The sequence below is a fragment of the Bacillus sp. AR4-2 genome, assembly GCF_008274865.1.
In the GTDB taxonomy this organism is placed as follows: domain Bacteria; phylum Bacillota; class Bacilli; order Bacillales; family Bacillaceae_G; genus Bacillus_A; species Bacillus_A cereus.
In genome coordinates this window covers 370,949-392,140 of the sequence record NZ_CP031062.1, presented here as the reverse complement: position 1 = coordinate 392,140, position 21,192 = coordinate 370,949, and the positions used below count along the sequence as shown (strand labels likewise).

The following is a 21,192-nucleotide window of genomic DNA, read 5'->3' as shown; positions in this document are numbered from 1 at the left end:
GCCCCACTGATTAAATGTTCATTTTATGTGGGGCATTTCATTCTCTACTAAAATCTATACAATATGAGGTGAAACGCATGTTTGAAATTTTTATCTCTTCCTATCCCACACTCTTAAAGGCTACTATTGTCACATTACAATTAACATTAACTTCCCTAGTACTCGGTTCATTAATTGGATTATTATTCGCTTTCTTTCGAATCTCTAACAATAAAGTTTTAAATAGTATCGCTCATGTCTACATTGCTATTATTCGTGGTACACCTTTAATTGTTCAAATTGCCATTCTATATTTTGGAATTACATCCGTTGTTGTTTTCACCCCTTTTTGGGCAGGTGCAATCGCTTTAGCAATTCATAACGGTGCATATATTACGGAAATTTTCCGTGGATCTATTCAATCCGTTGACCGGGGACAATTAGAAGCAGCTCGCTCTTTAGGCATGCCTTATCCTTTAGCTATGCGACGAATTATATTACCACAAGCATTTCGTCTGTCTCTTCCTCCTCTAGGAAACCAATTTATTATCGGATTAAAAGATTCTTCACTTGTTGCTTATGTAGGAATGTCCGAATTATGGGGTTCAGGTTTATCAATTGCAGCAGGTAACTTCCAACAATTAGATACTTACATAATCGTTGGTGCATACTATCTCGTACTTGTTCTTCTATTTACTTATTTTGTTAATCTTTTAGAAAAACGATTACAACGAAAAGAAACTAACTCCGTCCAAGTCCATAAAAGGAACAAAAAGGAAGTTTCTTTATAAGAAAAAGCAAGCCTGAGATGGCTTGCTTTTTCATTGCAAAAATATATTAATTTTTACTGATTTACTTTTTTAATACTCTTTTCTTCTTCTATATGTTCCTCACGATATGAAATATTATGAGGATCTAGTCCATTTCCTAAAGAACCATAGAAATGCTCTCTATGCGGATCCACTAATTCACTTCCTTGATAATACACACGTGGTGTATTCCATAGCGCTGCCAAAGCTTTTGTCATCGGCATCTCATGATAGCGTTCCGGCCACATTTCTTTAATCTTCTCTTTTACTAACGGATAGTATTTAGAACTCATAGCAGGAAACAGATGATGTTCTGTATGATATGAGAAATTGAAATGTAAAACGTCTACCCAACGCGGCACTGTTACTGACAAACAGTTTGCTAACGGATCATTTACTGGAACAATTGGATTTAAGCGGTGATTTGTTGCGATATATGCCATTACAATAAAGTTAGCAATTAACAACGGAATGACATATGCAAATAACCATTTTCCAGGTCCCATAATAAACAATAAACTAATCCAAACTGTCCAAGGCAAAAGAAGTTGAAGCCATACAGATTTTTGATTGGATGACTTGAACTCTTTTATAAAATGAAAGAACATTCGAGTCGAATGCAATGTAAATTGAATTGTTAGTGACAGAAAACTAAAGAATGAACGTACATGTAAAGGCATACGATATACCCAACTCAAAAACTTACTCTTCTTAAGTTTCTCAAGTGTCGGCCATGCATCTGGATCATTCTCTTCATGCTGTGTATGAACATGATGCGTTGCATTATGCCACTTTCTCCAAAGCTTTGGCCCTGTTGATAATGGCATAAATGCAATCGCGCCTAAGAAGTCACGAAGCCATGCCTTTCTTACAACAGTTCCATGTAAAATTTCATGCCCTAAAAATCCTAGTGAAGCAAAACATAATCCAAGAACAATCGCAATTCCTAGATTCGCCCACACATTCAATTCAAATACACCAATCGATATTAACCCCGCCAATGCCACAAGCAAATAAGCCAGTCCACCAAATAAACGAGTAGGCACTGGTTTAAATGCTTTTTTCGGCAAATGTGGTGATACACGTGCTGCATACCACCCAAACGTATGAAGCTCCTTCATCCTTTTGCTCCTTTCTTATGCCGCGCCTTGCGCAACTTACATATATCAATTCTTGCTTCCAGATTGATTTTACTAGATGATCCAAAAAGCATCTATTATAAGGAAAATATACTCACTCTATCGTCACTTATTTTTCGCTTTTATTATCAATGAAAAACATTTCTCTTTTTACTCTCTATCAACCTTTCCACATGATGAATCATAACAATAGAATTTCTATATTGTCAACACCTTTTATGACCTAGTAATAAAAGGTGGTTATATTTTTATAATCATACTTTATTTCACTAAAGAAAATGTATAGATTCCATAAGGATTTACCCACTATATATAGACATTTTCTTAAACGCCATAGACTCTATCTCATTCAATAACTCCCTATGTAATCAACAAACAGAATCCCTTGAATTTAGTTTTATATAAATCCTACCACTTCATAATGCCCCATCTAATTAATTATATTAAAATAATTTATAACCTCTTTTAATAAAAATAGACTACTTCTAAAACAACACACATGAATTTCATATAATATGGAAATATTAAAAGGAAAATTGTTCTAAAATCAGGAGGTTTCCGCAATGACAAGTGATACATTTCCACAACTGCCGCTATCTTATTGGATTGAATCTACTCAGTTTCCTACTTTCCCTCGTTTATCCGAAAATATAAAGACGAAAGTTGCTATTATCGGTGCTGGTATTACAGGTATTACTACCGCCTATTTACTTGCAAAAGAAGGCATCGATGTTGTTTTAATTGATTCTGGTCGTATTTTAAATGGAACAACTGGGCATACAACAGCGAAAGTAACAGCACAACATGATCTTATTTATGATGAATTAATAAATCATTTCGGTGTAGAAAAGGCCGGGCTTTACTATGAATCAAATAATCAGGCTCTACAATTCATAAATGAAACTGTTCAAACATATAAAATCGACTGTAATTTCTCAAATGAAGATTCATATTTATATACAACTACCGATAACGGATTAAGAAATTTAACGAAAGAATATGAAGCTTATCAAAAATTAAATATACCTTGTGACTATGTTCAATCTCTATCGATTCCTATTCCAGTACAATCTGCACTTGTAATGAAAAATCAAGCACAATTCCATCCCCTTCTTTATTTAAAAACACTTTTAGAAAAGTTTGTGGAGATGGGCGGAAAGCTCTACGAACAAACAACAGCTATGGATGTGGAAAAGGGAGATTATCCACAAATAATTACAAAAGAGGGCCATCATATCACTTGTGAATATGTCGTCTCTTGTTCACATTTTCCTTTTTATGATGCGAATAGCTTTTTCTTTACGCGAATGTACGCAGAACGCTCCTACGCTCTTGCAATAAAAGCAAAAACAGATTATCCAGGTGGCATGTATTTAAGTATTGATGATCCAAAGCGCTCCTTACGCTATATAACAAACAATGGAGAAAAATTAATTTTGATTGGCGGAGAGAGTCATAAAACAGGACAAGGAATAAATACGATGCTTCATTATGAAGCACTCTATTCTTTTGCTGAAGCAACTTTTGGAATAGACGAAGTTCCTTATAGATGGTCAGCACAAGATTTAATCACTCTAGATAAGCTTCCTTATATCGGACATATTAACGAAAGAAATCCAAATATATTTGTTGCAACTGGATATCGCAAATGGGGAATGACAACTGGAACTGCTGCCGCTCACCTACTGAAGGACTCCATCCTAAAAGTTCACAGTCCCTATAAAGAACTGTATGCACCATCACGCTTCCATGCAAATCCAGATATAAAAACGTTCCTCTCCCAAAACATTGATGTTGCGAAACATTTAATTGAAGGAAAGATTGAAACCGCATTACGTAAGCCAGAAGATCTCGAAGTTGGTGAAGGATCTGTCGTACATGTTAACGGTAAACGAGCAGGTGCTTATAAAGACAAAGAAGGAAAATTACATATCGTCGATACAACTTGTACACATCTCGGCTGTGAAGTTGAATGGAATAATGGTGATTGTACTTGGGATTGCCCTTGCCACGGTTCTCGTTTTTCTATTGAGGGGGACGTTATTGAAGGCCCAGCAGATCAACCGTTAAAACGAGTTGATAATGAGTAAACAAATAAAGAAGTTCAACAAAATTACTGTTGAACTTCTTTATTTGTTATAACCCCTTTTCAGATAAAATTCGACACAAGGAGGAAAATATTAACATTAAATAAAATAATATATTCATCTACAAATTAAAAGGGGTGAATATTATGCAACCTTCAGCTCCACCTCATCTAGAATCTACAGAAACTATCTTTCCAAGCTCTATTACAAAACTTGTTGTTTTTATTTGTTGGCTAGCCATTTTAGCTGATGGATATGATTTAGGTATTTACGGTGCCGTTCTACCAAAGCTCCTAGAAGACAAAAGCTGGGCGCTATCACCAGCGCATGCTGGTACAATTGCAAGCTATGCTTTATTTGGGATGTTTATTGGAGCTATTCTAGTTGGAACGATTACAGATCTAATTGGGCGTAAATGGACGCTTATATGCTGTTTAGCACTTTTTTCTATCACAATGGGTTTAGCGGCTATCGCTCCTTCTCCTGAGTTATTTGGATTATCTCGATTTGTAGGAGGAATCGGATTAGGCGGTGTTATCCCAACAGCTTCAGCACTTACTGTTGAATATTCACCCAAAAAAAGGCAATCTTTTATTTATGCTCTTATGTTTACTGGCTATCCTTTAGGTATCGTGTTAAGTGCTATTTTGTCCATGCTTATGTTAGCAGATTTCGGATGGAGAATTATGTTTGGTATCGGAATGATTCCACTACTCCTCATTCCTTTCATTATTCGCTATTTACCCGAGTCCATTCAATTTTTATTATCACGTAATCGCCAAGAAGAAGTGAACCAAATTCTTAATCGTTTTCAAATTGAATTTCATGTAAAAGATAAAACTCATCAAGACCCATCTACTATACGAAAGAAAAATGGATTTTTTACTTTATTCTCAAAAGAATACATAAAAGCAACGCTACTTTTTTGGATCACTTATATAATGGGAATGTTTTTAATATATGGTTTAAACACTTGGTTACCACAGATGATGCGCCAGGCAGGATATCCTCTTGGGTCTAGTCTGTCATTTCTACTTATGCTAAATATTACCGCAGCTATCGGCGCTTTATTCGCTGGAGCAATTGCTGATCGTATAGGAGCAAAAATTGTTATTAGCATCTCTTATCTTATGGCAGCCATATGTATCGGACTATTAACAATCAAACCATCTGTTACAATCATTTATCTTTTAATTGGCCTTGCTGGTATTGGATCAGTCGGTATTACTCAAATATTAAATGCATATGTAACACAATACTTCCCATCACATATCCGAGCTACCTCCTTAGGCTGGGGACTGGGGCTTGGCCGAGTTGGTGCAATTGCTGGCCCTATTCTCGTCGGTATTATTATGACAATGCAATATGACTTAGCATGGAATTTTTACTTATTCTCCTTTGCAGGTCTTATCGCAGCTATATCTGTTTTCTTCATTCCTACAAAATAAAAAGAGCACAAACTTACTTGTGCTCTTTTTCATATGCTTCAAACAGCATGTCTCGAAATAATGTATTTAAAATCTCAATATCGATCCCTGATCCCTTTTCAATTCCTTTTACATATTGCCCATAGTAATGAATTTGTTCTTCTAAAAATTGATTTAGCACCTTAATTTTCAATCCAACATCTAATTCAGTACCTGCTTTTTTCTTTATTAACAACTTTTCAATCTCATCTAATACACTACGTTCTAATGGTAATTCTGTAATCAATCGATCAAATTCTACAGGTGGTAAAGTTGCTTTCTCTTCTAGCCACTTACAAGCTAAAATAGGGCGTAATACATAAAAGTACTTTTTCAACTTTACATTCTCACCTTGCAAAAATTCACGATAATTTTTCGACGCCATATGTAAATAATGATATATCGTTGCTTTTGGATCAAAATTCTTCTCACTCATCTGTTGAAGTAGTTCTGGAAAATTAGAGTTTTTCGAATAAAAAATTGGTGATCGAATCCACTCAAGTAAAGCTGGGTTCGACTTCGCGAATAGTTGCAACGCCTTTTTAATATCCCAACCACTTATATCTAAATCATCACTAATTGGATATTCAATTACATCTCGTTTGTCATGAATTGATAAATACCATTCTACCGGATGTATATAAACAAACCTAACATCATAATCGCTATCTTTCGATGGAAACCCCCAAGCACGACTCCCTGATTCCACCGCAAATAAAATTTTTACATCATTCTCTTTTTCAATTCTTTCTAACTCCAACTCGATTTTCTCTCTCATTTCATAACATCTCCATTTTTTGATTATTTCCCTGGAAATTCGACAATACACTATTAATTTTACTACATACTAAAAAAACTGTCAGAAATTACTGACAGCCTAATGAAACGTCTATTGTTGCTTTTCAATTACAGTAGCAGCAATTCGTTCAAACTCTTTTTGAATCTCCTCTTTATATGCATCTACTATTGAAAAATCCATAGCAGCAATATAAATTCGTTCTAATTTATCACGAATCGATTTTGCTTTCGCTAAGAAAGACATCGCCTCATTCATTTTTGCTTTATATTGAATGGAAACATCACGAATTTCCTTCGCATATTTCTCATCCGTCCCTGGCGTAACAATAAGGGCATACATATCAATAATTTCATCACCCTCGCGACTTGGAAAATATTCATGTGGTGCGGTGCTATCAAAAATTGCAAAACCTAATTCTCTTACGATAACCATATCAAGACTATTCGGGTCAAATCCGCAATGATATACTTCAACTTCAAACCCTTTTTCTTCAGCTGCCTTAGCTAACTTTTTGAGCATCGTCGATTTTCCAGAGCCTGGGCGCCCTTTTATAAAATAACGATGTGGTAACCCTTCTGTTAAATTAGGAACAAAATCAACTGCTCCTTTCGGTGTAGCAGCTCCTAAAAAACGATGTTTTACAAGCGATTGTCTCCCGCTTTTATCTGCAAATAATTTCTGGATTAGCTGATTGGTTAGTTCATTTGCTTTATTAAAATCTATATTATCAATATATATCTTCTCCCACTCATCATGTATAACCAATGCCTCTTTAAAACGTGCGTAAGCAGACTGAAAAGCTTTGCTTGCTTCTGAAACAAATCTTTCAATTTCTAACTTCTGCTTTCTTAGTTTATCTGAGTCCCAAGCAATTCCTAAATTTATATACTCTTCAACAACTCCTGGCATTTTTGGCTCAATAACATGCGGCGATGTCCCATCAACAATTCCTACTTTTAATTGTGGGATAATTACACCATCAACCGATTTATTATCAGAAGAACAATGTAAAAATTCAATATCATATCCTTTTTCAATCCATTCACGACCTATTGCCTTTATTAAAGAAGATTTTCCCGTTCCTGGGCCACCCTTTAAGATAAATAATCTGTCTAATCCTTTTAAATTCTCTTCGTATAAATTGTGAAATCCCCTAGCTGTATTACCACCAGCATAATAATTTAATACATTTCCTGTCACTGCACTCACTCCTTCGCAGCATTCTATTTACATAAGCTACAATATGCGAGCAGCTTTATTTGGGTGAATACCTATTTTGTATTGCACGCAAAAAGGAAATGAATTACAATTTAACTATCAGAAAGTTCCAATTTTAAAAACTGAATACTTCTTTATCAAGAGAGGCAGAGGGACCGGCCCTTTGAAGCCCAGCAACCTCAGTTTATACGAACTGAATAGGTGCTAATTCCTGCAAAATGCAATGCATTTTGGAAGATAAAACTCAACTAGCATGTAAAGCTCATCTTTCTTGATACTGAAGGATGAGCTTTTTATTATTTGAAAAACATATATTGGAGGTATGTAAAATGAAAGTAATTGATTTATCACAAACATTTGAAAATAATATGTCTCAATTTCCTGGAACACCTAAAATACAACTAGAAGCTGTTACAAGTGTTGAAGAATCAGGATATCAAGTTACAGATTTTCATTCTGTCGTTCATGTTGGCACGCATTGTGATGCTCCTGCGCATTTTATTTCAGGCGCAACGACCATCGATCAATTACCGCTGGATCAATTTGTAGGTGAAGCTGTTCTTATAGATGTAACACATATTCAAGAGCGAAAATTACCTAAGACAGTATTGCATAATACTGACATAAAAGAAGGTGATATTGTTATTTTTCATTCTAATCTATCCACAAAATGGAATACAGAAGCTTATGAGAAGGAAGCATTTTATCTTTCTGAAGAATTAGCTAAAGAACTAGTGCGATTAAAAGTAAAATCTATCGGTTTAGATTTCATTTCTCCTGATGAAGTCACAACAGAAACATCACCGATTCATCACATATTACTAGGGAATGATATTTACTTAATTGAAAACTTAACAAATCTAGATGCTATCGAAGCAAAACGTTTCTTTTTCTCAGCAGCACCTTTAAAAATTAAAAATAGTGACGGTGCTTTCGCAAGAGCATTTGCTGTTATTTTTTAAACACAGCCTATAAAAAAAGCAAAGGCCACTACTGGTCTTTGCTTCTATATTTTCTATTTAAATTAAGAAAGAATTGTTCCACACGAGGACGCACCCAAGCTAAACAATCTATCTCTTTCTTCTTTGTGCAAGCTATCTCTTCTCCATCTACCATTTCAACAAGTTCTAGTTCTAACAGTTGCCTCGTGAATGCTAACATATTCACTTCTTCGGATGGATACTCTTCTTTTAATTTCTCCTCAATTTCCCCCAATAAAAAACCGTCACGCATCATTGCCAATGCATCAATCCAAAGTGGCGGCATTTCATATTTTTCTCCTGTAATTGTATCTTTTACAATATAATTCTTTTGCTCTTTTCGAAATTGAATCGTGTGTAAACATACAGTCGAATTTAATGTTAATTCCATCATACCACCTCTTTCATAATATCTGCATAGAAAAAAGGATGCGTGTGCACCCCTTCTTATCTTTTCATAACACTACTGAACCGCTACATGAGCAATCAATCTCATGTCGATATTTTCCTCCATTATAAACGAAGTATTTTATAAAAAAAACCCTTCTTGAAACATTTTATAAAATGTTTATATTTACACAACAAGAACACTTTTCTGAAAAATCTTTTCTCCCAATACATTAAAAGGTCGGCAAAAAAATTTCTACTTTCGTTCCTACTCCTACACTACTTTGGATCGTGATACTCCCTTGATGTTCCTTAATAATTTTATATGTAATCATTAATCCAAGTCCTGTACCAGTCTCCTTTGTTGTGTAAAACGCCTTGCCGATTTTTTCTAACTTCTCATTCTCTATACCAAATCCTTGGTCTTCAACAGAAATACACAAATGTCCTTGCGTTTTTTGATATGCACGGATATGAATTTCTCCACCCTCTGGCATTGATTCTATTCCATTTTTAATGATATTTAATAACACTTGTTTTAATTGCTTATCATCACCGTTTATAGCCGGTAAATTCCCATCTACTTGTAAATGACATTTAACTCTATATTGCGTTGCATAACTTTCCATTAGATGCACAACATATAGAAGGATGTCTCGTATATTACACCTTTCATAATTTGTTGGCTTTGGTTTTCCTAACAACATCAATTCACTAACAAATCCATTGACTCTTTCAATTTCTTGTAGCATAATGTCGTAGCTCATCGTATCAGTTGGATTTCTTTCTTTTTGCATTTGCGTAAACCCTTTTAACGCTGTTAGCGGATTTCGAATTTCATGGGCAATTGTTGTAGACATAGTCCCAATCACAGCTAAATTTTCCGTCTCTTTCATATTGTTCATCATTTCAACCACTGTTCTTACATAAGATTGAAATCGTTTTAATAAAGAATGTGAAATAATGAAATAGAATATACATAAAACAAGTGGAATTACCACTTTTAAATCTTGTAATAGCAATGTGAAAAATACGTACTTTCCAATTACACTAAAGGAAACTAAATAAAAGTATTTTCTATTCACGAAAACTGGGGCAAATAAAATTAATAACATTTCTACCATACTACCATGTTCAAAAGGTCTATCCGTTCGCAAATAAATCATTAAATTATTCACAAGATTGATAAACATGTACCCAAATAAAAATAAATATTTTACAGAATATACATACCCTCTTTTTTGAAGATATATAGAAATAGGAAATAATGCTATTACAAATATAGGCACACCTATCCCAAGACTGCCTTCTGGCCAACCTACCGCTGTTCCACTAATATTCATAGCAGGATATACAAAATAATATATAGCGTCATATAAAAAGAATATAATATAAAATAATAATATAAATACCTTTAAGGCTCTTCTTTCTTCATAAATCAAGCTCTTGTATTTATTCATATAAAAACTCCCCTTGATCGATACAAAAAACTTTCATTGTTATCTCCTTAAAGTATAAGTATGAAATTGCTTTCAGGGCAATATTTAACCTTATAATAATGAAAGGAAGGAGATCTCCCCTTCCTTTTGGTAACAACTTACATCCATCTTACCCTGTCATGTAACAATCCATCCGTAAAATTATTATGCCCTATTACAAAATCCTTCATATATAAATTTAAATACTCACCGTACTTACTTTCTGTATTTAATAACAACTCCTCAACGTAATAAGCACCTTGTTCAAATTGATCTAAAAGTAAACTGGACAAGCCCGCATAAATCCCGCACCCTACTTGAAAATACGTTGCATTCGTTTTATATTTACGAAAAACTTGGCTACTATTCATCACATTATACATATATGTCTCACTATTTTCATAAACGAGTAACACACCGACCAAGTCCTCTCCAGCAACCTCTTCTTCCGCTGGATTAAACACTTTACGATTCCAGTTCCATAAATCTTCTACTTGATCTAAGTTCTGTCTAATTATATTTGTTGTATACTCATTAATTCGGTAAAGAAAACCAACTTCCATATTAAAGTTTTTCCCTAAAATTAATACTTCCTCATGTGGCATTAAACAACCATAGAATTCTTTTTCTCCTAACTTCACTTTATACTCTGAAGCATATACATCTTCATAAAAGTAAAGAGGACGATGATGACTCATATACATCGGATAACTCCAGATTGCTTCATCTAAAAATCGCTCTACTGCCCATGAAGCATAAAGTGTATGTGGCTTTATAAGTGCTGTATCATTTAAAAACGATGTGTCATGTTCTACAATATAACATGCTCTTGGCCTTTCATTTGGTCGTTCCTTCATAAGCTCAACAACCATCCATTGAACAACACCTGGATTCATACCTGAACCTATAATCGCTTTTGTATTTGTAAATTTCTCTTTCTCCTTCTCAAACCTTGTATATCTTTCCGTAAGCTGAAAGCCGATTAAGCTATCGTCCTGATCTACTGCCTCATTTTCCAAGGCTGAATTAATATAACAAATTCCTAGTTCATTACAGCAGCTTAATACTCTAATTGTATCTGCCCCTGAAACATCAATCACAACACTCGTTCTTTTTTCTTTTAAATGCTTTTTAAATTCCACTACATTTTGAAGGTTTATTTCATATAAATATAATTGATCTTTCAAATTCGAAAACAACTCATCGTAATAATTCCTATCTTTTTGTTTTATATCCACCAAATGAAATTTAGCATTCTTTAATACTTCATAAATTGGATCTTTTTCATTTGCTATCGCTTGATTTAAAATTGCTAAAACTGCTTTTGCTGCTCCACCAGCACTACCAAGCAATGTAATTGATAACGAATTCGGAAACTGCTCCACAAACAAAACCCCTTTAATAAATTAGTTGAGCAGCTCCTCCTCAAAAAATAAATTGAATATATAATAAGATAGCTCGTACACAATGTTTATAAGTTAGTGCAAAGTTACCTTTTAAAAAATCACACTATACTATGCTTATATTCAATTCATTTTCCCCTCATCTCCAAATTAAACTAAAACAAATAGGCTCGACCTTTTCTTCTGCATATAAAAGAAAAAGCCAGCCCTTTCAACTAGCTTACGGACAATGGACAGATTTTACATGTTGAATATTTACATACATTTTCGCATCACGTGCTTTTGATATTTCAATATGACCTTCATCAATTTTCGCCATTTTTCCAATTTTATTGGACTCCTCACCTAAATCGAACACCATAATTTTCCCAGCCATTTTAATAAGCTGTTCTTCAAACGTTCGAGCTAACGTAATATTTAACGGATTCACGGGGAGTTCATTTTTATTGAGGGCATAAGGCACTTGATTTTCTTTATACGGAATTAACCATTTCAAGTGTTTTAAAGATATATATACAGTTTTATAAACTGGACTATAAAAAACAATATAATCGTTCATCACACTTGTAACATAACCATGTATTGGAGCATTTCCGGCTACATAAATTTCCGTAAAAATCCCTTTAGATGTACTTAATACTTTCCTCAAAGAAATTGAAGGAGACTCTCTCTTAATTACAGAATCCACATCTGGTTTTGAGATTTCTTCATCATTTGATCTTAAAAACTTATAATATTGTACATGATATAAAGATATATATACGTAGTCTTGTCCATTGTAAAGAACAACGATATCATTTCCTACATCAATTAATACACCTTTAAATCTTTTTTCACCGATTAATTTAACATATATATTTTCTCCAATACTTTTGTTTAACTCATTCATCTATATCCTCCTTCCTACGAATTTCTTCTTATCTGTCTTCCATTTCTAAAAAAATAATCAGGGCAAAGTTCTGTTTTAATAGTAAGTAATTCCTTTTCATACTATCGAAATAAGAAATTGTTCTTCTCTTTCCCTCATAATGCCCCTCTTATTTATTAAACATTATTCATCTTCATTCTTTTTACATTTAACTACTTGACTCACACTCTTAATATGAGACTTAATTACATAAATAACTTCATCGCCGTTTACTAGTGTAATACAGCCATGGTGTACCTCACTTAATAAACCTTCCACACACTCTGGACCGCCACGATTAATTTTTACCCACTTATACTTCAAGTCTTTTAATATATCTAAAAAAGTATCCTCATCAGAGCAGAAACATGAACTATAGCAATCGCCACATTTACTTTCTTTCACTTTCTTCACTAGACTCTTCACATGTTTCAACTGATAATATACTAATTCACCATGAGGTAACTGTAACGTTAGATAATCTTTTCCTAACGATACGAGCTCACCAACTCGACTTTCTGGTCCACGAAGGTTTACTTTTACAGTCTCACCAACTAAACATTTAATTTGGTCACAGCATAATACATTCTCCAATTTCGTATCCCCCTTTCTTATTATCTTCCTCTACTTGATTGTCTTTGTGCACGAGCACGACCTGAATTATCGCTACTTTCCTTACTATCGTCGCTCTCATCGCTCTCTCCGCATGCTAAAGCATTATAGTTAACACTTTTAATATGCTTTATTGCAATTAATATAATTTCTTCTTTTACGATTAATGTTACGAAGTCACAAGAAACATCTTGCAAAATGCCTTCCACTTTCTCTGGACCGCCGCGATTAATTTTCACCCAGCAATATTTGAAACTTTCAAGTAGTGCTTCAAAATCTTCTGCACAGGCGCAATCTTCCCACTCACAATCACTTGATCCACATTCTTTCGCATTTTTTGTAATACTTTTTAGATGTTTAAGTTGATAGTAATAAAGCTCACCTTTTTCATTCTTCAATACGAAGTAGTCCTGACATACTGATATTATTGTTCCTTTTTGAGATTCTGGACCACCCCTGTTTACTCTCACAAAAGATCCAATTAAGTCTTTCAGAAAATCACAATGAAATAAACTCACGAGAAAACCCCTTCCATTAATTTATAAGCTTTTGCACTGATAGTATATGTATCTGTACAGGTTACGTTCTCTATGTTTGTCCTAGCTAGAAAAAAATATGCTTTTAACATGGTAGACTACTACCTATCAAAATTTGAAGAAAGGCTAAGAACTCCTTATGTTTTTGATATCTTCAAACAAAAAATCCCTTATGAAGATACATTTCTGCATATCTTCATAAGGGATTTCCCATAGTTTAATCTTCGTCTTTAACATCCATATCTTCTGGAATTGGTTCGTTCAATATTTCTTCCACTAATTGCTTATATTTCTCCATTTGTTCTAAATGCGTATTGAATTGTTCTTTATTTACTAAATATTGCTCTCCATCGAATAGCGCACGAATTTTCTTTTGCTGAATTAACTCTTCAATATACGATTTTGGTAAATTCAAATACTCCGCAGTCTCTTCTATTGTTATATACAATGCGTTCATTCCTTTATTATTTTTTCATCTATACTGTATCTTACTTTACTTTATTTTTGTAAACAAATAAAAAAGATTTTGTAAATGCAGTTCAAAAAGCAGGTAGATGCATTCCATATATTGTATAGTATTATATAGTAAGAATTTTTTAAATATAGAATGGTATTACCCATTTACACAAAGGAGAGTTAACATATGGCTACTCGTCACATCATTACAATGTTAGAAAAAACACTACAAGTTGAAACAGAAAACACAATTTCTCATTTGAATGTATCTTTATCTGATCGTTTTCTTTCTCAAAGCACAGCAATACATGAAAACAATTGTTATCATACAATTGGTGAATGGTACAAAAATCATTTCTTATTCCAACAAGATGATTTCCTTTGGGCTAAATATGCCTTCTATGACGCATATTGTGAAGCCATCCAAAAACAAGGTCATCTTACAAAACGCGTCCGTCAAATATTAGAATCATTGGCTCGAAAACACGGAAAACAGTATATTGCTTCTATACTAAATATGCCATTTCCTAATAAACGCGCTAAAGGGACAGCGTAATTTAGCCATGTTCTGTGTAAGCAAAACATAGCTAAATTGTTTTCTAGGATGCTTTACCAATAAAATGTTCATATCATATGAACTGATGAAACCGGTGTCATTATAATGATAGAAAATATAGTAAACAGGAAAACCCCCACGTACATCTCTCATTCACTTGAATAGAGAAATACGTGGGGGTATACTTGTTCCTTATTATTTCATCATCTGCTTAATCAGTTCGCGATTTCTCTTCTTAAATACTTCATTATGAGAAGAAACCATTCCGTACTCACTTGCATCTGGTTGGATAAATTGTTTTGCTTTATTCACAGCATTTCCAGCATCTTGGAATGCACCTGCAATTAAGTGTAGTTTCCCTTCGTGCTTTAAAATATCTCCAGCAGCATATAATCCATCTACTGAAGACTCACTATTTGCATTACCTGCAATATAATAATTATCTATAATTGCAACGTCTAACTCACTATTTTCTAATAATGTAATGTCGCGTTCATATCCATGATTAATAATAACTTCATCAATAGGTAAATGAGAAACCTCACCTGTTTCATGATTTGTTAATTCTACATATTCAATCGCTTCATGATTATCACCGGCAATTAATTTTGTAATCGATGTATTAAAGAAACACTCCGCTGAGCTGTTCATAAGTTGTTTTACTTGTGCTTCATGACCAGATAATTCTTCTTTTCTATAAGTTACATACACTTTTTTCGCAATTGGTTCCAATTCATTTGCCCAATCAACAGCAGAATTGCCTCCACCGGAAATAATAACTGTTTTACCTTTAAAACGCTTTAAAGATTTAACTGTATAATTTAAATTCGATACTTCAAATCGCTCAGCACCTTCAATAGATAACTTTTGCGGTTTCAATATACCACTTCCTGTTGCGACGATAACTGTTTTTGAAAAGTGTTCTTCGCCAGTACTTGTTTTTAATGTAAAAGTACCATCTTGATTACGAATAATCGATTCTACTTTTGTATCTAATACAACTTCCGGCTTAAATGTTAACCCTTGCTGTACAAGTTGTTCAATTAACTTATCACCTGTAACTGGCAATAGTCCTCCTACATCCCAAATCATTTTTTCCGGATACACATGTATTTTTCCACCTAAATGTGGTTGAAATTCTATTATTTTCGTTCTCATTTCTCTGAGTCCACTATAAAAAGCTGAATAAAGCCCTGCAGGTCCTCCGCCTATCACGGTTACATCAAACAATTCTTCTCGATTCATTCGTGCTCACTCCTCAGCTATTAATCGTTGATTATCATTCTCAATAAAATATAACCTGTTTCCGCAAAATTTACAATCAAAATTACTATTGACAATACACCTATATAAAATTATATTATTTAAAGAATCAATAGTGATAATCATTATCATTTTGTTAATAATTAGCAAATTTGAGATTACATCTTCTTTCATTAATATGGTTATTACTATATTATAAAATCTCATATTCAAGATTTTTAATAAATTATTTTGCATTACCACTACTATTTCAAAAAGATTGCAGTTAAACAAATTATTGTATACACATATCATCTATGTTAAAGGAGAAAGACGATGAAAAAGTTATTTATTTCACTAACAGTCCTTTTCGTTCTTGTTATGAGCGCTTGTAGCAATAGCTCTACAGACAAAAAGAACGATGCAAAAGGTAGCAAATCAGAAACAATTACATACCAATCTGAAGATGGTAAAAAAGTAGAAGTTCCTGCAAATCCAAAACGCGTTGTTGTATTATCATCATTCGCTGGTAACGTAATGTCATTAGGTGTAAATCTTGTTGGGGTAGATTCATGGTCTAAACAAAACCCACGTTTTGATAGCAAACTTAAAGATGTTGCTGAAGTATCTGATGAAAATGTTGAAAAAATCGCTGAACTAAATCCAGATTTAATCATCGGTTTATCAAATGTTAAAAATGTCGATAAGTTAAAGAAAATCGCGCCTACTGTAACATACACTTACGGAAAAGTTGATTACTTAACACAGCATTTAGAAATCGGTAAGTTATTAAATAAAGAAAAAGAAGCAAAAACTTGGGTTGATGACTTCAAGAAACGTGCACAAGAAGCTGGTAAAGAAATTAAAGCAAAAATCGGTGAAGATGCAACAGTTTCTGTTGTAGAAAACTTCAACAAACAGCTTTATGTATACGGCGAGAACTGGGGCCGCGGAACAGAAATCCTGTACCAAGAAATGAAATTAAAAATGCCTGAAAAAGTAAAAGAAAAAGCATTAAAAGAAGGTTACTACGCATTATCTACTGAGGTATTACCTGAATTTGCTGGTGATTACTTAATCGTAAGTAAAAACAAAGATACTGATAACTCATTCCAAGAGACAGAATCATATAAAAACATCCCAGCAGTAAAAAATAATCGCGTATATGAAGCAAACATGATGGAATTCTATTTCAATGATCCACTTACATTAGATTTCCAACTAGACTTCTTCAAGAAGAGCTTTCTTGGTAAATAATACAAACATGAGGAATTCTTAATTTAAGAATTCCTCTTCCTTTATTCTATGAACAGAAAAGATGTGAAACGAATGACAAAAGATCATGACAATCCACGTTCTATAGCTTTTACATACAAACTAATTTTAAGCTTAATTGCATTCTTTCTTATTTTTATGGTTGCAATGGTATTAGGTGCTGCAGATACTTCGATAAAAGATGTATGGTTAGCACTCACTTCCTCCGCTAAAGGAGACAAAATATCTATTATTCGAGAAATACGTTTACCACGTGAAGTTGCTGCTATTTTTGTAGGAGCTGGATTAGCCGTTTCTGGGGCAATTATGCAAGGATTAACACGAAATCCACTTGCGGATCCTGGATTATTAGGGCTATCTGGTGGAGCAAATGCTGCGCTTGCACTGACACTTGCTTTCAACCCTTCCATCAGCTATCTTTACTTAACATTAGCTTGCTTTATCGGTGCGGCAATTGGCGCAATTATGGTATTTGGAATTGGTATGGTGAAAAAAGGCGGCCTTTCTCCTCTTCGAATTGTATTAGCAGGCGCTGCAGTTTCAGCATTTCTACTCGCAATTTCAGAAGGAATCGGCATTTACTTTAAAATTTCACAAGATGTATCACTTTGGACTGCTGGGGGCGTAATTGGAACAACTTGGAGCCAATTAAAAATTATTATTCCAGTCATTTCAATTAGTATCTTTATCGCTATCTTACTAGCAAAAAAATTGACAGTTCTTAGTTTCAGTGAGGAAGTGGCTATTGGACTAGGTCAAAAAATTATTGTTATTAAAACTATTTTATTTATCATTATTATCTTACTTGCAGGTGCATCTGTAGCGCTTGTTGGAAATATGGCATTTATCGGCTTAATGGTACCTCACATGGTACGCCCAATTGTCGGTCCAGATTACCGATTTGTTATACCGATGTCAGCAATTGCTGGAGCTTCCTTTATGCTACTTGCAGATACAATCGGACGTACTATTAACGCTCCATACGAAACACCAGTTGCGGCAATTGTTGCGATTGTAGGGTTACCATTCTTCCTATTCATTGTACGTAAAGGAGGAAAAACATTCTCATGATGCAATCTATTTTAAGAAAACAGCGTCTCATTATACTCGCTTTACTTATAGTAATCATCACAACCATTGTAGTTGGAATGGGACTTGGTTCAGCGTCTTTATCTTATGATCGACTACTCCCAACATTAATGGGGCAAGGGACTTTTAAAGAGGAGTTTGTTTTATACTCTTTAAGACTACCTAGAATTGTCATTACATTATTAGCTGGTATGGCTCTCGCCTTATCAGGGGCTATTCTGCAAGGAATTACCCGAAATGATTTAGCTGAACCTGGTATTCTTGGTATTAACTCTGGGGCCGGTGTTGCTGTTGCTATTTTCTTTTTATACTTTCCAATAGATGTAGGTTCATTTCTTTACTTACTACCTGTAGTTGGATTTATCGGAGCATTTCTGACAGCTGTTCTAATTTACGTATTTTCATATAGTAAATCAACTGGACTTCAACCAATCCGATTAACATTAACCGGTATCGGTTTTGCATTTGCACTATCTGGAACGATGATTGTCCTTATTTCATCCGCGGATCGTATGAAAGTAGACTTTATTTCAAAATGGATTGCCGGAAATATTTGGGGAGATGACTGGATCTTCGTTTTAGCAATGCTCCCATGGTTAATCGTATTCATTCCGTTTATTTTCTATAAAGCAAATCGATTAAACATTTTAGCATTAAACGAACCAGTCGCAATTGGCGTTGGAATTGAAATTGAAAAAGAACGCAGGTACTTATTAGTTGCAGCCGTTGCACTTGCAGCTGCAGCTGTTTCCGTAACAGGAGGAATTAGCTTTATCGGATTAATGGCTCCTCATATTGCGAAATCTTTAGTAGGTCCAAGACATCAAATTTTCATGCCTATCGCCCTTTTAATCGGCGGATGGCTATTATTATTAGCAGATACAATCGGACGAAATATCGTTGATCCTAATGGCATTCCAGCAGGTATTGTCGTTGCTTTAATTGGGGCTCCTTACTTTATGTATTTGTTGCTTAAAAAAGCGTAAAAGACACCCTCAAGATCTTTCCTTGAGGGTGTCTTTGTTTCATTCTACTGCTGCCCATACCCTTCAAACTTCTTCGCCAAATTCTCCATCTCATCTTCTGGCAATAGCTTTGGTTCCCCAATGCTTTTCGTTTGATAATAAATTTGAGCACAAAACTCAATCTCTTCTGCAACAGTAAACGCCATTTTTATATTATTTGCACCAGCAATTAAACCGTGATTTGCAAGTAGCACAGCTCGGCGATCAATCATGCCTTCAAAAGCAGCATCCGCTAATTGCTTCGTACCAAATGTTTCATACGGCGCACAGCGGACATTCGGGCCTGCAAAAGCAATTAAATATGACACAGCCGGAAGCTCCCATCCTAATGACGCAATCGTCTTCGCGTAAGGAGAATGTGTATGCACAAGCGCATTTATATCTTCACGCTTCCTATAGTAAATAAGGTGCATATCTAATTCACTTGATGGTTTTCTCTCTCCTTCTACTACTTCACCATCTAGGTTTAATATAACTACATCTTCAGGCTTTGTTTCATAATACTCTAAACCACTTGGGCTAATCGCAACAAGACCTTGTTCACGATTAAAGATACTAATATTACCACCCGTCCCCTTTGTTAAACCACTAGAAATCATTTTCTTTCCATACGCTACAATTTCTTCTCTTTCTTTTTGTAATAACATATACATCCCCCTAAGTATGAAGCTTATGATGACTGACTTTTACATTTATCTACTTATTGAAATAGCTTTTTTAAATTCTCCGTAAACGGTGCCTTTACAATCCCTTTTTCTGTAACAATCGCTGTTACATTTTCATGTGGAGTAACATCAAATGCTGGATTATATACTTTACTTTCTTTCGGAGCAGAATATTGTCCGAAGCGATTAATCACTTCCGAAGCATCTCTTTCCTCGATGGGAATTTCTTTTCCTGTCGGTGTTTTTAAGTCGATTGTCGGTGTTGGCGCTGCTACATAAAACGGAATGTTGTAGTACTTAGCTAAAATAGATACGCCTAATGTGCCAATTTTATTTGCTATATCACCGTTCGCTGCCACACGATCGCATCCAACGATTACTGCATCAATCTTCCCTTGTGACATGACCATAGCTGCCATATTATCCGTAATAACAGTAACATCAATTCCCGCTCGCTGTAGTTCTAATGCCGTTAACGTTGACCCTTGTAATCTTGGACGTGTTTCATCCGAAAAGATTTTTAAGTCCCATCCTTTTTCTTTCGCTAAGTACATTGGAGCCGTCGCAGTACCATACTTAGTCGTCGCTAACGCACCAGCATTACAATGTGTTAATACTCCCATTCCATCATGGAATAATGTTAATGCATGTTCTCCAATTTGACGGTTAATTTCTTCATCTTCTCTATGAATCTCTTTTGCCTCTTCTAGTAATCTATTTTTCAGCTGTGAGATTGATAAATGAATATTATCTGTCGCTACACTTTCCATTCTTTCAAGTGCCCAAAATAAATTTACGGCAGTCGGTCTTGATGTCGCCAAGTATGTACATACCTTTCTTACTTCATCCATAAATCCTTCTTCCGTACCTTCAGCAAATTCCTTTATCCCTAAATACACTCCATAAGCTGCTGAAACACCAATCGCTGGTGCACCTCGTACTTTCATTACTTGAATGGCATCCCACACACTTTCAGCTGTTTTAAAAGATTCATAAACAATTTCATTCGGTAATAACGTTTGATCTAACAAAACTAAAGCATCATCTTTCCACTGAATTGGTATTAATTGCTCTTCCATCATAT

The 21,192-nt window shown here is 34.5% G+C and carries 21 protein-coding genes and 1 riboswitch; of the genes, 8 read left to right on the top strand and 13 right to left on the bottom strand.

Features of this window, described 5'->3' with window-relative positions:
- The first annotated feature begins 14 nt into the window (after positions 1-14).
- Positions 15-770, top strand: a complete 756-nt coding sequence (locus DN399_RS02120; RefSeq protein WP_116269189.1) for an amino acid ABC transporter permease — start codon at positions 15-17, stop codon at positions 768-770.
- Between the two features lie 53 nt (positions 771-823).
- Here DN399_RS02120 and desB read toward each other — a convergent pair whose 3' ends face one another.
- Complete coding sequence (desB, locus tag DN399_RS02115; protein WP_000661226.1) at positions 824-1,909, bottom strand: Delta(10) desaturase DesB; 1,086 nt, start codon at positions 1,907-1,909, stop codon at positions 824-826.
- 581 nt (positions 1,910-2,490) lie between these two features.
- Between desB and DN399_RS02110 the strand changes: the two genes are divergently transcribed.
- Both DN399_RS02110 and DN399_RS02105 read left to right on the top strand, forming a co-directional pair.
- Positions 2,491-4,017, top strand: a complete 1,527-nt coding sequence (locus DN399_RS02110) for an FAD-dependent oxidoreductase (protein WP_006926165.1) — start codon at positions 2,491-2,493, stop codon at positions 4,015-4,017.
- Positions 4,018-4,160: 143 nt separating this feature from the next.
- Positions 4,161-5,462, top strand: coding sequence for an MFS transporter (locus DN399_RS02105; RefSeq protein ID WP_149149303.1), 1,302 nt, complete (start codon positions 4,161-4,163; stop codon positions 5,460-5,462).
- A 13-nt stretch (positions 5,463-5,475) separates the two neighbouring features.
- Here the strand turns inward: DN399_RS02105 and DN399_RS02100 are convergent, their stop codons facing one another.
- Positions 5,476-6,258 carry a nucleotidyltransferase domain-containing protein gene (locus DN399_RS02100; RefSeq protein WP_001208232.1) on the bottom strand — a complete coding sequence of 261 codons (783 nt, stop codon included), beginning with the start codon at positions 6,256-6,258 and terminating at the stop codon, positions 5,476-5,478.
- 111 nt (positions 6,259-6,369) lie between these two features.
- Positions 6,370-7,479 carry a PRK06851 family protein gene (locus tag DN399_RS02095; protein WP_006926177.1) on the bottom strand — a complete coding sequence of 370 codons (1,110 nt, stop codon included), beginning with the start codon at positions 7,477-7,479 and terminating at the stop codon, positions 6,370-6,372.
- Between the two features lie 149 nt (positions 7,480-7,628).
- A riboswitch (SAM riboswitch) is annotated at positions 7,629-7,741 on the top strand.
- 85 nt (positions 7,742-7,826) lie between these two features.
- Between DN399_RS02095 and DN399_RS02090 the strand changes: the two genes are divergently transcribed.
- Positions 7,827-8,459 (top strand): cyclase family protein, encoded by a 633-nt coding sequence (locus tag DN399_RS02090; RefSeq protein ID WP_006926178.1) that lies wholly within the window; start codon positions 7,827-7,829, stop codon positions 8,457-8,459.
- Positions 8,460-8,487: 28 nt separating this feature from the next.
- Here DN399_RS02090 and DN399_RS02085 read toward each other — a convergent pair whose 3' ends face one another.
- The 7 genes from DN399_RS02085 to DN399_RS02055 all read right to left on the bottom strand — a co-directional run bounded on the left by DN399_RS02085 (position 8,488) and on the right by DN399_RS02055 (position 14,257).
- Entirely contained in the window at positions 8,488-8,868 is a 381-nt protein-coding gene (locus tag DN399_RS02085) for a hypothetical protein (protein WP_000424116.1), read from the bottom strand.
- Positions 8,869-9,097: 229 nt separating this feature from the next.
- Complete coding sequence (locus DN399_RS02080) at positions 9,098-10,324, bottom strand: ATP-binding protein (protein ID WP_001046110.1); 1,227 nt, start codon at positions 10,322-10,324, stop codon at positions 9,098-9,100.
- A 137-nt stretch (positions 10,325-10,461) separates the two neighbouring features.
- Entirely contained in the window at positions 10,462-11,727 is a 1,266-nt protein-coding gene (locus DN399_RS02075; protein ID WP_086385319.1) for an S-adenosylmethionine decarboxylase related protein, read from the bottom strand.
- Between the two features lie 238 nt (positions 11,728-11,965).
- Complete coding sequence (locus DN399_RS02070; RefSeq protein WP_001004284.1) at positions 11,966-12,634, bottom strand: LSm family protein; 669 nt, start codon at positions 12,632-12,634, stop codon at positions 11,966-11,968.
- Between the two features lie 162 nt (positions 12,635-12,796).
- Positions 12,797-13,246 carry a spore coat protein B gene (locus tag DN399_RS02065; protein ID WP_000432509.1) on the bottom strand — a complete coding sequence of 150 codons (450 nt, stop codon included), beginning with the start codon at positions 13,244-13,246 and terminating at the stop codon, positions 12,797-12,799.
- Positions 13,247-13,266: 20 nt separating this feature from the next.
- Complete coding sequence (locus DN399_RS02060; RefSeq protein ID WP_000051525.1) at positions 13,267-13,782, bottom strand: spore coat protein B; 516 nt, start codon at positions 13,780-13,782, stop codon at positions 13,267-13,269.
- A 235-nt stretch (positions 13,783-14,017) separates the two neighbouring features.
- Positions 14,018-14,257, bottom strand: a complete 240-nt coding sequence (locus tag DN399_RS02055) for a helix-turn-helix domain-containing protein (protein WP_002025240.1) — start codon at positions 14,255-14,257, stop codon at positions 14,018-14,020.
- Positions 14,258-14,443: 186 nt separating this feature from the next.
- Here DN399_RS02055 and DN399_RS02050 point away from each other — a divergent pair, with 186 nt between their 5' ends.
- Positions 14,444-14,812: a hypothetical protein gene (locus DN399_RS02050; RefSeq protein ID WP_000235476.1), complete on the top strand. Its 369-nt coding sequence runs from the start codon at positions 14,444-14,446 to the stop codon at positions 14,810-14,812.
- Between the two features lie 195 nt (positions 14,813-15,007).
- On the opposite strand, the gene DN399_RS02040 is transcribed toward DN399_RS02050, so the two are convergent.
- On the bottom strand, positions 15,008-16,057 hold the full coding sequence (locus DN399_RS02040) for an NAD(P)/FAD-dependent oxidoreductase (protein ID WP_001078299.1): 1,050 nt from the start codon (positions 16,055-16,057) through the stop codon (positions 15,008-15,010).
- A gap of 333 nt (positions 16,058-16,390) precedes the next feature.
- Here DN399_RS02040 and DN399_RS02030 point away from each other — a divergent pair, with 333 nt between their 5' ends.
- From DN399_RS02030 to DN399_RS02020, 3 genes are read left to right on the top strand one after another with little or no spacing between them, the layout of a single operon-like run.
- Positions 16,391-17,311 (top strand): iron-hydroxamate ABC transporter substrate-binding protein, encoded by a 921-nt coding sequence (locus DN399_RS02030; protein WP_000732597.1) that lies wholly within the window; start codon positions 16,391-16,393, stop codon positions 17,309-17,311.
- Positions 17,312-17,359: 48 nt separating this feature from the next.
- Positions 17,360-18,400, top strand: coding sequence for a FecCD family ABC transporter permease (locus DN399_RS02025; RefSeq protein ID WP_002025239.1), 1,041 nt, complete (start codon positions 17,360-17,362; stop codon positions 18,398-18,400).
- Entirely contained in the window at positions 18,397-19,404 is a 1,008-nt protein-coding gene (locus DN399_RS02020; RefSeq protein WP_000983753.1) for a FecCD family ABC transporter permease, read from the top strand. The genes DN399_RS02025 and DN399_RS02020 overlap by 4 nt, the downstream gene beginning before the upstream one ends.
- A gap of 44 nt (positions 19,405-19,448) precedes the next feature.
- Here the strand turns inward: DN399_RS02020 and DN399_RS02015 are convergent, their stop codons facing one another.
- Positions 19,449-20,090 (bottom strand): L-fuculose-phosphate aldolase, encoded by a 642-nt coding sequence (locus DN399_RS02015; protein WP_000926554.1) that lies wholly within the window; start codon positions 20,088-20,090, stop codon positions 19,449-19,451.
- A gap of 53 nt (positions 20,091-20,143) precedes the next feature.
- Positions 20,144-21,190 (bottom strand): S-methyl-5-thioribose-1-phosphate isomerase, encoded by a 1,047-nt coding sequence (gene mtnA, locus DN399_RS02010; RefSeq protein ID WP_086385321.1) that lies wholly within the window; start codon positions 21,188-21,190, stop codon positions 20,144-20,146.
- Between the last annotated feature and the right edge of the window lie 2 nt (positions 21,191-21,192).